Annotated in this window: 9 protein-coding genes; all 9 read left to right on the top strand. The window is 44.7% G+C overall.

The window, feature by feature from the left end; all coding sequences use genetic code 11:
- Nucleotides 1–22 precede the first annotated feature (22 nt).
- The 9 genes from Bovatus_RS19205 (at nt 23) to mreD (ending at nt 16,434) form a co-directional block, all read left to right on the top strand.
- The gene (locus Bovatus_RS19205; RefSeq protein WP_004299935.1) at nt 23–4,534 is read left to right on the top strand and encodes a translocation/assembly module TamB domain-containing protein; all 4,512 of its coding nucleotides are present in this window, start codon (nt 23–25) and stop codon (nt 4,532–4,534) included.
- Between the two features lie 2 nt (nt 4,535–4,536).
- A complete protein-coding gene (tamL, locus tag Bovatus_RS19210; protein ID WP_004299936.1) occupies nt 4,537–6,879 on the top strand; it encodes a translocation and assembly module lipoprotein TamL in 2,343 nt (780 codons plus the stop codon).
- 128 nt (nt 6,880–7,007) lie between these two features.
- The gene (locus tag Bovatus_RS19215; RefSeq protein ID WP_004299937.1) at nt 7,008–7,919 is read left to right on the top strand and encodes a nucleotidyltransferase family protein; all 912 of its coding nucleotides are present in this window, start codon (nt 7,008–7,010) and stop codon (nt 7,917–7,919) included.
- A gap of 142 nt (nt 7,920–8,061) precedes the next feature.
- Nucleotides 8,062–10,017 carry an ABC-F family ATP-binding cassette domain-containing protein gene (locus Bovatus_RS19220; RefSeq protein ID WP_004299938.1) on the top strand — a complete coding sequence of 652 codons (1,956 nt, stop codon included), beginning with the start codon at nt 8,062–8,064 and terminating at the stop codon, nt 10,015–10,017.
- 209 nt (nt 10,018–10,226) lie between these two features.
- A complete protein-coding gene (locus tag Bovatus_RS19225) occupies nt 10,227–12,263 on the top strand; it encodes a M13 family metallopeptidase (RefSeq protein ID WP_004299939.1) in 2,037 nt (678 codons plus the stop codon).
- Between the two features lie 151 nt (nt 12,264–12,414).
- A complete protein-coding gene (purH, locus tag Bovatus_RS19230; RefSeq protein ID WP_004299940.1) occupies nt 12,415–13,938 on the top strand; it encodes a bifunctional phosphoribosylaminoimidazolecarboxamide formyltransferase/IMP cyclohydrolase in 1,524 nt (507 codons plus the stop codon).
- Between the two features lie 126 nt (nt 13,939–14,064).
- The gene (locus Bovatus_RS19235) at nt 14,065–15,087 is read left to right on the top strand and encodes a rod shape-determining protein (RefSeq protein ID WP_004299941.1); all 1,023 of its coding nucleotides are present in this window, start codon (nt 14,065–14,067) and stop codon (nt 15,085–15,087) included.
- 7 nt (nt 15,088–15,094) lie between these two features.
- On the top strand, nt 15,095–15,940 hold the full coding sequence (mreC, locus tag Bovatus_RS19240; RefSeq protein ID WP_004299942.1) for a rod shape-determining protein MreC: 846 nt from the start codon (nt 15,095–15,097) through the stop codon (nt 15,938–15,940).
- On the top strand, nt 15,937–16,434 hold the full coding sequence (mreD, locus tag Bovatus_RS19245; RefSeq protein ID WP_004299943.1) for a rod shape-determining protein MreD: 498 nt from the start codon (nt 15,937–15,939) through the stop codon (nt 16,432–16,434). The genes mreC and mreD overlap by 4 nt, the downstream gene beginning before the upstream one ends.

A 16,434-nucleotide genomic window follows, 5' to 3' on the forward strand; every position in this document is an offset into this window, starting at 1 on the left:
TATTTACACTGACACATTTTACATGAAACGAAAATGGATACGTTGGGTAAGCTGGATATTGCTTACTCCTATAATACTCTTTGTAATACTAATGGTATTGCTTTATGTTCCTCCCGTTCAGAATCTTTTGCGTCGGGAGGTTACTGCATACGCTTCTAAAGCAACCGGCATGCAGATTCAGGTGGAGCGGATAGACCTTCGTTTCCCGCTTAATCTGTTGGTACGTGGCGTGGAGGTTATTCAACAGCCGGATACCCTTTTGTCTTTGGAAAGTCTCAATGTTCGTGTACAGGCATGGCCGTTGATAAAAGGAAAAGTAGAAGTGGATGAAGTCACTTTGAGCCGGGTAGCCGTTAATTCAGCCGATTTGATGGAGGGAATGAAGATTAAAGGCGTTTTGGGACGTTTCTTCCTGCAAAGTCATGGCGTCGATCTGTCTAATGAACTAGCGGTAATCAATCAGGTCGAACTATCCGACACTCACGTGCAGCTACTGATGAATGATACCACAACTACGCCCAAAGATACCACAGCTTCTGCTCCGATCAACTGGAAAGTAGCTCTTCATCAGTTGAAATTGAAAAATGTATCGTTCAGTATGCAACTTCCTGCTGATTCCATGCGTATGGCGGCCCATATTGGAGAAGCAGCCATCGATGATGCTCAAGCAGATTTGAAGAATCAGTACTACGACTTGAAGAAGTTCTTATTATCGGGAACCTCCGTCAGCTATGATACCGGAACTGCTCAACCGGCAGAGGGCTTCGACGCTTCTCATATTGCCGTCCGGGATATTCGCATCGCTCTGGATTCCTTGCTGTATAAAGGGAGGGATATGAACGCAGTCATTCGTGAGTTTACCATGAACGAACGTTCCGGATTGAGCGTCACTTCCCTGACGGGTAGAGCCTACTCCAATGATTCAGTTATCTGTGTTCCTGGTTTGAAACTGAACACTCCCCATTCTGAAATCGATTTATCTGCCCATACCTATTGGGAACTGGTCAATATCCCCACTACGGGACGCTTATCCGCCCGTCTCAATGCCTATATCGGCAAAGAAGACGTCATGCTGTTTGCCGGCGGTCTGCCCGAAAGCTTCAAAGAAGCCTATCCATTTCGTCCGCTCGTCATCCGTGCCGGCACGGACGGCAATCTGAAAGAAATGCAGATTTCCCGTTTCACGGTAGACCTGCCGGGTGCTTTTGCATTGGAGGGCGGTGGCCTTTTGGAAAACCTCACCGACAGCCTCACACGCACCGGAACCATCGGCCTGAAAATGACTACTCAAAACCTGAACTTCCTGACCGCTCTGTCGGGAGAAGCGCCTAATGGTACGCTTGTCATTCCTGACAGCATGAATCTGGTGGCGAAAGTGGATATCAAAGGTCCTGAATATAAAGCAAATCTCCGTTTGAAAGAAGGACAAGGAGCTATGGACGTGAATGCAGCCTTAAATACCACTACCGAAGTCTATAAGGCTGATCTGAAAATAGACAATCTGCAACTTCATAGTTTCCTCCCGAAAGACTCTATCTATGAACTTTCTCTTTCGGCTGCGGCTAATGGTCGTGGATTAGATGTCATGTCCTACCATTCATTTGCCAAATTGAATCTTTCATTAGATCAGCTTCATTATGCTAAATACCATCTTTCCAATCTTGATCTGACGGGAGAACTTAAAGGCGCATTGGTCACTGCACATCTGACAAGTGACAATGCTTTATTGAAAATGACAACGGATGCTGAATACAATCTGGCACACAGCTACCCCGACGGTAAAATAACGATTGATGTCACCCAACTGGATTTGCATGAACTGGGAATCATGCCGGAGCCAATGAAGCGTCCGCTGACTTTCAATTTTTCGGCAGAGGCTCGTCAGAACCGCGTATTTACCCATTTAATCTCCGGAGATATGAAACTCGATTTGAGTGCACGTTCCGGTGTTAATCCTTTGATTTGTCAGTCCACTCATTTTGTGGATGTACTGATGAAGCAGATTGATGAGAAAGCCTTGAATCACGCTGAATTACGCAAAGCATTGCCAACTGCTATTTTCTCTTTCTCCGCAGGACAAGAGAACCCTTTGGCATATTTCCTGGCTACCAAGAAGATAGCTTACCATGACGCTTCAGTGAAATTCGGAACGGCTCCCAACTGGGGAATTAATGGAAAAGCCGCTATCCACGCCTTGAAAGTAGATACCTTGCAATTGGATACCATCTTCTTTACCGTCAAACAAGATACCACACTCATGAAATTGCGTGCCGGAGTTATTAACGGTCCCAAGAATCCGCAATTCTCCTTCTCTACCACACTGACGGGAGAAATTCGTGATCGGGATGCCGAATTGCTGGTAGACTTTAAGAATGGAAAAGGAGAAACAGGAGTATTACTCGGTGTCAATGCACGTCCCTTGTTCGAGGGCAAAGGAAAAGGCGATGGACTGGCTCTCACCTTGATTCCGGAAGAACCGATAATCGCCTTCCAGAAGTTTCATTTCAATGAAAATCATAATTGGATTTATGTGCATAAGAATATGCGTGTATACGCCAATGTAGATATGTGGGATGACGAAGGAATGGGATTCCGTGTACATTCTGTACGGGGAGACACCGTTTCTCTACAGAATATTGATGTGGAAATCCGAAGAATCAGTTTGGCTGATTTGAGCAGTGTACTTCCTTACTTCCCGGAAATAACCGGTTTATTCTCTGCGGAAGCGCACTATGTACAGACCGAAAAGGATCTTCAACTTTCGGTTGAAGCAGCTATTGATGAATTGACTTATGAACGTCAACGAATTGGTGACGTGACAGTGGGAGCCACCTGGCTGCCAGGCGAACAGGGAAAACAATACCTGAACGCCTATCTGAATCATGACAAAGTGGAAGTGATGGTGGCGGATGGTAAGCTGGTTCCAACCCAGACAGGAAAAGACAGTCTGGAAGTAAACGCTACTCTGGAGCATTTCCCGCTACGTGTAGCTAACGTATTTATTCCTGATAAAATGGCTACGCTGGCCGGTGATATGGATGGTAATCTGAATATTGCGGGTAGCACCGAGCAGCCTTTGATAAATGGCGAACTGATATTGGATAGCGTTTCTGTTCTTTCCCGCCAATATGGTGCTAATTTCAGGTTCGACGACCGTCCGGTACAGATAAAGAATAATCGGTTGGAATTTGATAAATTCGCTATCTATACAACAGGAAAAACTCCATTCACGATTGACGGTTATGTTGATTTCAGGGATATGTCCCGACCGATGGCGAATCTGAATCTGCTGGCGCAGAACTATACGCTTCTGGATGCCAAACGCACTCGTGAGAGTCTGGTCTACGGAAAAGTCTTTGCCGATTTCCGGGCAACAGTGAAAGGGCCGTTGGATGGATTGAACATGCGTGGAAACATGAGCCTGCTGGGTAATACAGACGTTTCCTATATCTTGACCGACTCGCCGTTGACGGTACAGGATCGTTTGGGAAGTCTGGTAACCTTTACTTCGTTTAGCGACACCACTACGGTTGTCCAACAAGAAGTGCCGACTGTTTCTTTAGGCGGGTTGGACATGGTGATGATGGTACATATCGATCCATCCGTCCGTTTGAAAGTCGATTTGGATGCAAGCAATGACAATCGTGTCGAACTGGAAGGGGGAGGTGACCTCTCTATGAAATATACTCCGCAAGGTGATCTGACATTGACCGGACGCTATACGTTGAGCGGCGGTTTGATGAAATATGCTTTACCTGTCATTGCTGCCAAAGAATTTGCTATCGATAACGGTAGCTATGTGGAATGGACAGGAAACCCCATGGACCCGATGTTGAACTTCAAAGCAACCGATCGTATCCGTGCTTCTGTTTCCGAAGGAGAGAACGGCGGAACGCGTTCGGTTAATTTCGATGTGTCCATTGTTGTCAAGAACCGGTTGGATAATCTTTCCTTTGCATTTGATGTATCTGCTCCCGAAGATGCAACCATACAAAACGAGTTGACAGCCATGGGGGCGGAAGAGAGAGGTAAACAAGCCCTCTATATTATGGTTATGAAAACCTATCTTGGCACCGGACCGATTGGTGGCGGAGGTGGTGGATTGGGTAAACTGAATATGGGTTCCGCACTGAACTCCGTATTAAGCAGCCAAATCAACTCATTGATGGGAAATTTGAAAAATGCCAGTGTTTCTGTCGGTATCGAAGATCACGATTTGTCGGATACGGGTGGTAAGCGTACGGATTACAGTTTCCGTTATTCACAACGTCTCTTTAACAACCGTTTCCAGATTGTAATCGGAGGTAAGGTTTCTACAGGTGAGAATGCGACGAATGATGCGGAATCCTTTATCGATAACATCTCCCTGGAATATCGTTTGGATAGAACCGGAACCCGTTATGTTCGTCTGTTCTACGATAAAAACTACGAGAGTGTACTCGAAGGCGAGATTACGGAAACCGGAGTCGGTCTGGTACTTCGCAAGAAGCTGGATAAACTTAGCGAACTGTTCATCTTTAAGAAAAAGAAGTAAACATGAAAGGTATATATAGTAACATATTAGCAAGTTGCCTGATGGGTATCATCTTATTTTCGGGTTGTTCGGTGACAAAACACCTGCCTGAAGGGGAGGTACTTTATACAGGAGGAAAAACGGTGGTAGAGAATAAGTCGGCAACACCGGTAGGAGAGACGGCTTTAACAGAGATTGATGCGGCTCTTGACAAAACTCCCAGTACAAAGATGTTAGGAGGCCTTCTGCCTATTCCTTTTAAAATGTGGATGTATAACGACTTTGTGAAATATAAAAAGGGATTTGGAAAGTGGATGTTCAACCGCCTGGCTGCCAATCCTCCGGTGTTTATCTCTACTGTCAATCCGGAGGTTCGTATTAAGGTGGCTACAAACTTACTCCGTGATTATGGTTACTTCAATGGGAAAGTGACTTATGAAACATTGGTCGATAAGAAAGACAGCCTGAAAGCAAGTATTCTTTATACGGTAGACATGAAGAATCCTTATTTTATAGATACGGTTTATTATCAGCGTTTCACTCCTCAAACGTTGCGCATTATGGAACGGGGACGTCGAATGTCTTATATAAGTCCCGGCGAGCAGTTTAACGTGGTCGATCTGGATGAAGAGCGTACCCGTATCAGTACGCTGTTGCGTAACCGGGGATATTTTTACTTCCGTCCCGATTATATGACTTATCAGGCAGATACGACATTGGTTCCCGGTGGACATATCAGCCTTCGTCTGATTCCCGTTCCGGGATTACCCGCTGCGGCACAACGTCCTTACTATGTAGGAGATGCCTCTGTTTACCTGTTTGGTAAGAATGGTGAGGCGCCCAATGACAGCATGATGTATAAGAATCTGAATATACATTATTATAAGAAATTGCAGGTACGTCCGAATATGCTTTATCGTTGGTTGAACTATCAACAGTTTGTGCGGAATGCACAGATGCGGGCTTCCAATCGCACCCGTCTTTACAGTCAGTATCGACAGGAGCAGGTGCAGGAGAAACTTAGCCAGTTGGGAATCTTCAGTTATCTGGATTTGCAATATGCCCCGAAAGATACGACAGCCGTTTGTGATACGCTGAACGTAACCATGCAGGCCACATTTGCCAAGCCGCTGGACGCCGAACTGGAATTGAATGTCGTAACCAAAAGTAACGACCAAACCGGTCCCGGGGCATCATTCGGCGTCACTCGGAACAATGTATTCGGAGGTGGCGAAAGCTGGAACGTGAAGCTGAAAGGCTCTTATGAATGGCAAACCGGCGGAGGAGAAAAAAGCTCTTTGATGAACAGCTGGGAGATGGGAGTTTCTACCTCTCTGACTTTCCCGCGCGTGGTTTTCCCGCATTGGGGGAAAAGGGAGTTTGACTTCCCGGCTACCACTACATTCCGTCTATACATCGACCAGTTGAACCGTGCCAGGTATTATAAACTGTTGTCATTCGGCGGAAATGCTACCTACGATTTCCAGCCGACACGTACAAGCCGGCATAGTATCACCCCTTTTAAACTGACATTCAACGTCCTTCAACACCAATCGGAAGAGTTCAGGGAAATTACCGATGCCAATCCTGCATTATATATCAGTTTGAAAGACCAGTTTATTCCTGCAATGGAATATACCTATACCTATGATAATGCTTCCGCACGTGGTATTAAAAATCCGATTTGGTGGCAATCGACTGTAACCTCTGCCGGTAACCTGACCTCGGTGATTTACCGTGCTTTCGGTCAGTCTTTCAGCAAAGAGGACAAACGTTTGCTTAATGTTCCTTTTGCTCAATTTATGAAACTGAATACGGAATTCCGCCATTTGTGGAATATGGACAAGAATAATAAGATTGCTTCCCGTGTAGCTTTGGGCGCTCTCTTCGCCTACGGTAATGCAACGATAGCCCCTTACAGCGAACAATTCTATGTGGGTGGTGCCAACAGCATCCGCGCTTTCACAGTACGTAGCATCGGCCCGGGCGGATACCATCCGGCAGAAAGCCGCTATTCTTACCTCGACCAGACGGGGACTTTCCGTTTTGAGGCAAATGTAGAATACCGTTTCCGTATCTTTAAAAGTTTTTGGGGAGCCACTTTCCTGGATGCGGGAAACGTTTGGCTGATGCGCAAGGATGAGGCCCGTCCCAATTCACAACTCGAACTGAAAACGTTCCCGAAACAGATCGCTTTGGGCACCGGTGTCGGTATTCGTTATGATATGGATATTCTTGTGTTCCGTCTTGATTTCGGTATTCCTTTGCATCTGCCTTACGATACAGAACGAAGCGGATATTACAATGTCACAGGATCCTTTATGAAGAATCTGGGAATACATTTTGCTATCGGTTATCCCTTCTAATGAATGATTTTTGTACGATTTTGGTAAATAATGATTGATATTTGTCCTGTTGGATTCAACTATTTTTGTAATTTTGCAACGAAATCTGATGCCGTTGACATCACTAACCTTTTAATATTACACAATTTATGAAACCAACTTTATTCTTATTGGCAGCCGGTATGGGTAGCCGTTATGGAGGCTTGAAGCAATTAGACGGACTGGGTCCTAATGGCGAAACTATTATGGATTACTCAATCTATGATGCTATCAATGCCGGATTTGGCAAACTTGTATTTGTAATCCGCAAAGATTTTGAACAAGATTTCCGTGATAAAATTATTTCCAAATACGAAGGTCACATTCCTTGCGAACTGGTATTTCAATCAATCGACGATCTTCCAGAAGGCTTTACTTGCCCGGCAGACCGTACCAAACCTTGGGGTACTAACCATGCAGTAATGATGGGCGCTGATGTGATTAAGGAACCGTTTGCAGTGATCAACTGTGATGACTTCTATGGTCGTGATTCTTTCCAGGTAATGGGCAAATTCCTTTCTGCTCTTCCTGAAAATTCAAAGAACGTTTATTCGATGGTAGGTTTCCGTGTAGGAAATACATTGAGCGAAAGCGGTACGGTATCTCGTGGTATCTGTAGTACAGATGCTAAAGGATTGTTGACATCTGTAGTAGAACGTACGAAGATTCAACGTCTGGACGGTGAAGTGAAATATATCGGTGATGATGGCGAATGGACGGCTACTCCCGATACGACTCCGGTAAGTATGAACTTCTGGGGCTTCACTCCTGATTACTTCGCTTACAGCCAGGAATTCTTCAAGACTTTCCTAAGCGATCCGAAGAATATGGAAAACCTGAAGAGCGAGTTCTTCATCCCATTGATGGTAGATAAATTGATTAATGACGGAACTGCCACTGTTGAAGTACTGGATACTACCAGCAAGTGGTTCGGCGTCACTTATCCGGAAGACCGTCAGAGCGTAGTAGACAAGATTCAGGCATTGGTAGATGCCGGTGAATATCCTGCTAAGTTGTTCTAAAGAAGAGCCATTGATTAAGATAGAAAGCAGTCATTCATAAGAATGACTGCTTTTTTTGTTTTTCATAACGTATCATACTAAGTAGTATCTAATAAATATTCAGTATCTTTGCAGTCCAAAATGTTATAAATCAGAAGCAGAAGTGATTTCAGTAGAAGGATTATCAGTAGAATTTAATGCGACGCCGCTTTTTGAGGACGTCAGCTATGTAATTAATAAGAAAGACCGCATTGCATTGGTCGGCAAAAATGGTGCCGGCAAATCAACCATGCTGAAGATATTGGCAGGTTTGCAGTCACCGACACGCGGAGTGGTAGCTACTCCGAAAGATGTAACCATCGGATATTTGCCACAGGTCATGATTCTTTCCGACAACCGGACGGTGATGGGAGAGGCAGAACTGGCATTCGAACATATATTTGAGCTTCAGGCGAAGTTGGAACGGATGAATCAGGAACTGGCGGAACGGACAGACTACGATTCGGAAGAATATCATCAGTTGATAGACCGTTTCACGCATGAAAACGACCGGTTTCTGATGATGGGCGGTACGAACTTTCAGGCGGAAATCGAACGGACACTTCTCGGATTGGGATTCAGCCGGGAAGATTTTGAACGCCCTACTTCGGAGTTTTCCGGTGGATGGCGTATGCGTATCGAATTGGCAAAACTGCTTTTACGACGCCCGGACGTGCTTTTGCTCGATGAGCCGACCAATCACCTTGATATTGAAAGTATCCAATGGTTGGAAAACTTTTTGTCTACACGTGCCAATGCAGTCGTATTAGTCAGCCATGACCGTGCTTTCTTGAATAACGTAACTACCCGCACCATCGAAATCACTTGCGGTCAGATTTACGACTACAAAGTGAAGTACGATGAGTTTGTAGTCCTGCGTAAAGAACGCCGTGAACAGCAACTCCGTGCTTACGAAAATCAGCAGAAACAAATACAGGATACAGAAGAATTCATCGAACGCTTCCGCTATAAAGCAACGAAGGCCGTACAGGTGCAAAGCCGTATCAAGCAACTGGAAAAGATAGACCGCATCGAAGTGGACGAGGAAGATAATTCTGCCTTGCGTTTAAAATTCCCTCCAGCCAGTCGTAGCGGAAACTATCCCGTGATTTGCGAGGATGTACGCAAAGCGTATGGCAGCCATGTCGTTTTCCATGATGTCAACCTGACTATCAACAGGGGAGAGAAAGTGGCTTTCGTCGGGAAGAACGGAGAGGGTAAGTCTACCTTGGTGAAATGTATCATGGACGAGATTGATTTCGAAGGCAAACTAACGATCGGACATAATGTACAAATCGGTTATTTTGCGCAGAACCAGGCACAAATGTTGGATGAGAACCTGACTGTATTCGATACGATTGACCGGGTAGCGACAGGAGATATCCGTCTGAAGATACGTGATATACTGGGAGCTTTCATGTTTGGAGGCGAAGCTTCGGATAAAAAGGTGAAAGTCCTTTCCGGAGGAGAACGTACGCGATTGGCGATGATTAAACTTCTGCTGGAACCCGTAAATCTACTGATTCTGGACGAACCGACCAATCATTTGGATATGCGTTCGAAAGATGTTTTGAAGGAAGCTATCCGCGAATTTGACGGAACAGTGATTCTTGTCAGCCACGACCGTGATTTTTTGGATGGACTTGCGACTAAAGTATATGAGTTCGGTGGTGGACTTGTAAAAGAACATCTTGGAGGTATCTATGAATTCTTGCAAAAGAAAAAGATAGATAGCTTGAACGAGCTTCAGAAAGGAGCGGGATTGTCGGCTTCTCCCACGGCTTCAGCTAAAGGTAATGAACCTGAAACCGTTCAGCCTTCGGAGAATAAGCTCTCTTACGAAGCCCAGAAAGAACTTAATAAGAAGATTAAGAAACTCGAACGCCAGGTGGCGGACTGTGAAGCTTCAATAGAGGAAACCGAATCCGCGATTGCTATCGTAGAAGCGAAGATGGCAACTCCCGAAGGAGCTTCGGATATGCAGCTCTATGAACGGCATCAAAAACTGAAGCAACAGTTGGATGGCATTGTTGAAGAGTGGGAGCGGGTTTCGATGGAACTGGAAGAAGCGAAAAACTAGAACAAAACGCATACTTCCGGGCACTATGTGAGAGAAATGCTATACCTCGGTAGAAGGTATTCCTGGCGGGTATCTGTTTCTCGGTGTCGAAACAGGTGTTTCTCGTTGAGGAACGAGGCGTTCCTCGGTGTCGGTCACCTTCTTCCTCGGTGCCGGACTGCGGGTAGGATGATTGTTGATTAGAGAGACTATTTAATTATTTATACAATATGAAAGTAACCAAGTATTTACCAATTCTTGCCGTATGCCTTATGACAACAGGATGTAACAGTAAGAAAGAGGCCGTGCTGACGTCCGGTATCGACCTTGCTAATCTGGATACCACGGCTATGCCGGGTACAAGTTTTTATCAATATGCCTGTGGAGGTTGGGTGAAAGATCATCCGCTGACAGACGAGTATTCACGTTTCGGTACATTCGACATGTTGCGCGAAAACAGTCGTGAACAACTGAAAGCATTGATTGCCGAATTGGCAGCGAAGAAAGATAATGCACCGGGCAGTGCTGCGCAGAAAGTAGGTGATCTTTATAATATCGCAATGGATAGCGTGAAGCTGAATCAGGAAGGTGTAGCTCCGATCAAAGCAGAACTGGCAGCCATTGACGCTCTCAAGGATAAAGGAGAAATCTACGCATATATCGCAGAGAGCCAGAAGAAAGGCATCCGTCCTTACTTCACCATGTTTGTAAGTGCGGATGATATGAACAGTTCCATGAATATCGTACAGACCTATCAAGGCGGTATCGGAATGGGACAGCGTGACTATTATCTGGAGAATGACGAGCAGACTAAAAATATCCGTAATAAATATCAGGAACATATCGCCAAAATGTTCCAGTTGGCAGGTTATGATGAGGCTACTGCACAGAAAGCGGTGAAAGCAGTGATGAACATCGAAACTCGCTTGGCGAAAGCGGCTCGTTCACAAGTGGAATTACGTGATCCTCATGCTAATTATAACAAGATGGATAGGGCGACGCTGAAAAAGAACTTCCCTACTTTTGACTGGGATACTTATTTCACCGTTTCCGGTTTGAAAGATTTGGAAGAAGTGAACGTAGGTCAGCCTGCTGCCATGAAGGAAGTAGCCGATGTGATTAATACCGTATCACTGGACGATCAGAAATTGTACCTCCAATGGGGATTGATAGATGCTGCCGCTTCTTATCTAAGCGATGATTTTGAAGCACAAAACTTCGACTTCTACAGTAGGACAATGTCTGGAAAGAAAGAAATGCAACCTCGCTGGAAACGTTCCGTGAGCACCGTAGATGGTGTACTTGGCGAAGTGGTAGGACAGATGTATGTAGAGAAGTACTTCCCGGCTGCTGCCAAAGAACGTATGGTTACACTGGTGAAGAACCTGCAAACTTCTTTGGGAGAACGTATTAAAGGTTTGGAATGGATGAGTGAACCGACCAAGGAAAAAGCGTTGGAGAAACTGGCAACCTTCCATGTAAAAATAGGTTATCCTGATAAATGGAAAGATTACTCCGCACTGGAGATCAAAGATGATTCTTACTGGGCAAATATCGAGCGTGCCAACGAATGGGATTACAACGAAATGATTGCCAAAGCCGGCAAACCGGTAGACAAGGATGAATGGTTGATGACTCCTCAAACAGTGAACGCTTATTATAACCCGACTACCAATGAAATCTGCTTCCCGGCAGCTATCCTGCAACCTCCGTTCTTCGATATGAATGCGGACGATGCTATGAACTACGGTGCAATCGGCGTGGTAATCGGCCATGAAATGACTCATGGATTTGACGATCAGGGACGTCAATATGACAAAGACGGAAACCTGAAAGACTGGTGGACAGAAGAAGATGCTAAAAAGTTCGAAGAACGGGCACAGGTGATGGTTAACTTCTTTGATAGCATCGAAGTTGCTCCGGGCGTACACGCAAACGGTAGCCTGACACTTGGAGAGAACATCGCCGACCACGGAGGTTTGCAAGTTTCTTTCCAGGCATTCAAGAATGCAACAGAAGCCGCACCGCTGGAAATTGTTGACGGATTTACTCCGGAACAACGTTTCTTCCTGGCTTACGCTAATGTGTGGGCAGGAAATATCCGTCCGGAAGAGATTCTCCGATTAACCAAACTTGATCCTCACTCATTAGGCAAATGGCGTGTGGACGGTGCTCTTCCTCATATCCAGAATTGGTATGAAGCATTCAAAATCACCGAACAGGATTCGATGTTCGTACCTAAAGAAAAACGAGTATCTATCTGGTAATAGTTTTTGAATAGAGAACATATATGCGAAGAGGCGTTGATTTTCCGTTGAGGAGAGTCAACGCTTTTTTTTATTAATTCACACCTTATTTATTACGTACGATAAACAATATTTCGTAACTTTGCACACCAAATACTTAATAAGCAATTCAATGTCAGAGTCTAAAAGAATAAAAACTGCATTGGTATCTGTATACCATAAAGAAGGTTTGGATGAAATTATTACCAAACTTCATGAAGAGGGAGTAGAGTTTTTGTCAACAGGCGGAACTCGTCAGTTTATTGAATCATTGGGATATCCTTGCAAGGCAGTGGAAGATTTGACCACTTATCCTTCTATTCTCGGTGGTAGAGTAAAGACATTACATCCGAAAATTTTCGGAGGTATTCTTTGTCGTCGCGGCCTGGAACAGGATATGCAACAGATTGAGAAATATGAAATTCCCGAGATAGATCTGGTTATTGTTGATTTGTATCCGTTCGAAGCTACTGTAGCTTCCGGTGCATCTGAAGCAGACATTATTGAAAAAATCGATATAGGCGGAATCTCACTGATTCGTGCTGCAGCCAAGAACTACAACGATGTAATCATCGTAGCTTCTCAAGCTCAATACAAACCATTATTGGATATGTTGATGGAACACGGCGCTACTTCTTCACTCGAAGAACGTCGCTGGATGGCTAAAGAAGCATTTGCCGTTTCTTCTCACTACGATTCGGCTATTTTCAACTATTTCGATGCCGGCGAAGGTTCTGCTTTCCGTTGCTCTGTTAATAGCCAGAAGCAACTTCGATACGGTGAGAACCCACATCAGAAAGGTTATTTCTACGGAAATCTGGAAGCAATGTTCGACCAGATTCACGGAAAAGAAATCTCTTATAACAATCTTCTCGACATCAACGCAGCCGTTGACCTGATCGACGAATTCGATGACCTCACTTTCGCTATCCTGAAACACAACAACGCTTGCGGATTAGCTTCCCGTGCTACAGTTTTGGAAGCTTGGAAAGACGCATTGGCCGGTGATCCGGTTTCTGCTTTCGGCGGTGTATTGATTACGAATGGTGTCATCGACAAAGAAGCTGCGGAAGAAATCAACAAGATTTTCTTTGAAGTGATTATCGCGCCGGATTATGATGTGGATGCACTCGAAATCCTGGGACAGAAAAAGAACCGCATCATCCTCGTTCGTAAGGAAGCTAAATTGCCTAAGAAACAATTCCGCGCTTTGCTGAATGGCGTATTGGTGCAGGATAAAGATACTAATATTGAAACGGTAGCCGACCTGAAAACCGTGACAGACAAAACTCCTACTCCGGAAGAAGTGGAAGATATGTTGTTTGCCAACAAAATTGTAAAGAACAGCAAATCCAACGCCATCGTATTGGCAAAGGATAAACAACTTCTTGCAAGCGGTGTAGGACAGACTTCACGTGTAGACGCATTGAAACAAGCAATTGAAAAAGCCAAATCATTCGGCTTCGACCTGAATGGTGCAGTAATGGCTTCCGATGCCTTCTTCCCGTTCCCCGACTGTGTGGAAATTGCAGATAAAGAAGGTATTACGGCTGTTATCCAACCGGGAGGTTCGGTAAAAGACGATTTATCCTTTGCTTATTGCAATGAGCACGGTATGGCGATGGTGACTACCGGTATCCGTCATTTTAAACACTAAAGCGATTTACTATTTGACAATTTACAATTTACTATTCAGCCGTTCGGCAATATGGATTTGATTGTCAGATAGTAATAAGTATGTATCAAATAGTAAATAGTAAATTGTCAAATAGTAAATAAAAAAATGGGATTATTTTCTTTTACACAAGAGATAGCAATGGACTTGGGCACAGCCAATACTATCATCATCACGAACGGAAAAATCGTGGTGGATGAGCCTTCGGTTGTAGCTCTGGATCGCCGTACAGAAAAGATGATTGCCGTGGGGGAAAAGGCGAAGTTGATGCATGAAAAAACCCACGAAAACATACGTACCATCCGTCCGTTGAGAGACGGAGTGATTGCCGACTTCTATGCTTGCGAGCAGATGATGCGCGGTTTGATAAAGCAGGTGAATACTCGCAACCATTTGTTTTCACCTTCTCTTCGCATGGTGATTGGCGTTCCTTCGGGAAGTACGGAAGTTGAACTCCGTGCTGTCCGCGACTCTGCGGAACATGCCGGCGGTCGTGATGTTTATTTGATTTTCGAGCCGATGGCTGCGGCAATCGGTATCGGCATCGATGTGGAAGCTCCGGAAGGAAACATGATTGTCGATATAGGTGGTGGATCTACGGAAATTGCCGTTATCTCTTTGGGAGGTATCGTTTCCAACAACTCCATCCGCACAGCCGGTGATGACCTGACAGAGGATATTCGCGAATATATGAGCCGTCAGCACAATGTGAAAGTCAGCGAGCGTATGGCAGAACGTATCAAAATCAATGTAGGTGCTGCTTTAACCGAACTGGGTGATGATGCTCCGGAAGATTATATCGTTCACGGTCCGAACCGTATCACGGCTCTTCCGATGGAGGTGCCTGTATGCTACCAGGAAGTAGCCCACTGTCTGGAGAAATCAATTTCAAAGATCGAAACTGCTATCTTGAGTGCATTGGAAAATACACCTCCTGAACTGTATGCTGATATTGTGCACAATGGTATCTATCTCTCCGGAGGTGGTGCATTGCTTCGCGGACTGGATAAGAGATTGACCGATAAGATCAACATTCCTTTCCATATTGCGGAAGATCCTTTGCATGCAGTTGCCAAAGGTACAGGAGTGGCATTGAAGAACGTAGACCGTTTCTCTTTCTTAATGAGATAAACCGGGGATGAGGAATTTATTAAACTTCCTTCTGAAATACAATTACTGGTTCCTCTTCATCTTATTGGAGGTAGCCAGTTTTGTTTTGTTATTTCGGTTCAACCGTTATCAGCAGAGTGCATTCTTCACTTCTGCCAATACGGTTGTGGGGGCAGTTTATGAAGTTTCGGGAGGGATTTCCTCTTATTTTCATCTGAAATCAGTCAACGAAGATCTATTGGATCGCAACATGGTGCTCGAACAACAGATCACTAATCTGGAAAAAGCATTGAGAGAGCAGCAGCTCGATTCTATGGCAATCAACAGCATCCGGCAGGTGCCGCAAGCGGATTATCAGTTGTTTAAAGCGCATGTGATAAAGAACAGTTTGAATCTGGTTGATAATTATATCACGCTCGATAAAGGTTCCTCTTCCGGTATTCGCTCCGAAATGGGAGTAGTGGACGGTAATGGGATTGTAGGGATTGTTTATGAAACATCTCCTTCCTACTCGGTGGTGATTTCGGTACTGAACAGCAAGTCGAATATCAGTTGCAAGATTATCGGCAGTGATTATTTCGGCTACCTGAAATGGGAACATGGAGATTCGCGCTATGCTTATCTGAAAGACTTGCCTCGTCATGCAGAGTTTAATTTGGGAGATACAGTCGTTACCAGTGGTTTCTCCACTGTCTTTCCCGAAGGTATAATGGTGGGGACGGTAGATGATATGTCCGACTCTAATGACGGACTTTCCTATCTGTTGAAAATCAAGCTGGCTACTGATTTCGGTAAGTTGAGTGACGTTCGGGTGGTAGCCCGGACAGGTCAGGAAGAACAGAAGAAACTTGAAAATAAGGTGATGAAAGAATGATTATTACTTATATACATAGAATCGGATGGTTTATCGGCTTGGTACTTCTTCAGGTGCTAATCCTTAATAGTGTACATATTGCCGGCTATGCTACTCCTTTTCTCTATATCTATTTTATTCTGAAATTCAGCTCCGGCACTTCCCGGAATGAACTGATGTTGTGGGCTTTTTTCTTCGGGCTGACCATTGATATATTCTCCGATACTCCGGGAATGAATGCGGCAGCTACCGTATTGCTTGCCTTTCTCCGTCCCTCTTTGCTTCGTCTGTTCATGCCCCGTGATAATCCGGACAGCCTTATTCCCTCTTTCAAGACGATGGGAATCAGTCCTTTCTTAAAATATACTACTGCAAGTGTTTTTGTGCACAGTCTGGCATTACTCTCCATTGAGTTCTTCTCATTTACCAGCATTTGGCTGTTACTGTTGCGAGTGCTTCTTTGCACTATTCTGACTGTAACCTGTATCATAGCTATAGAAGGGATTAAGAAGTAA

It is taken from the genome of Bacteroides ovatus, assembly GCF_001314995.1.
Classification (GTDB): Bacteria; Bacteroidota; Bacteroidia; order Bacteroidales; family Bacteroidaceae; genus Bacteroides; species Bacteroides ovatus.

Excerpts from the sequence above, each read along its gene's own strand:
- Bovatus_RS19205 (WP_004299935.1), top strand. The coding sequence starts at position 23 with ATGAAACGAAAATGGATACGTTGGGTAAGCTGGATATTGCTTACTCCT.
- Bovatus_RS19215 (WP_004299937.1), top strand. The coding sequence starts at position 7,008 with ATGAAACCAACTTTATTCTTATTGGCAGCCGGTATGGGTAGCCGTTAT.
- Bovatus_RS19225 (WP_004299939.1), top strand. The coding sequence starts at position 10,227 with ATGAAAGTAACCAAGTATTTACCAATTCTTGCCGTATGCCTTATGACA.
- mreC (WP_004299942.1), top strand. The coding sequence starts at position 15,095 with ATGAGGAATTTATTAAACTTCCTTCTGAAATACAATTACTGGTTCCTC.
- purH (WP_004299940.1), top strand. The coding sequence starts at position 12,415 with ATGTCAGAGTCTAAAAGAATAAAAACTGCATTGGTATCTGTATACCAT.
- Bovatus_RS19235 (WP_004299941.1), top strand. The coding sequence starts at position 14,065 with ATGGGATTATTTTCTTTTACACAAGAGATAGCAATGGACTTGGGCACA.
- mreD (WP_004299943.1), top strand. The coding sequence starts at position 15,937 with ATGATTATTACTTATATACATAGAATCGGATGGTTTATCGGCTTGGTA.
- tamL (WP_004299936.1), top strand. The coding sequence starts at position 4,537 with ATGAAAGGTATATATAGTAACATATTAGCAAGTTGCCTGATGGGTATC.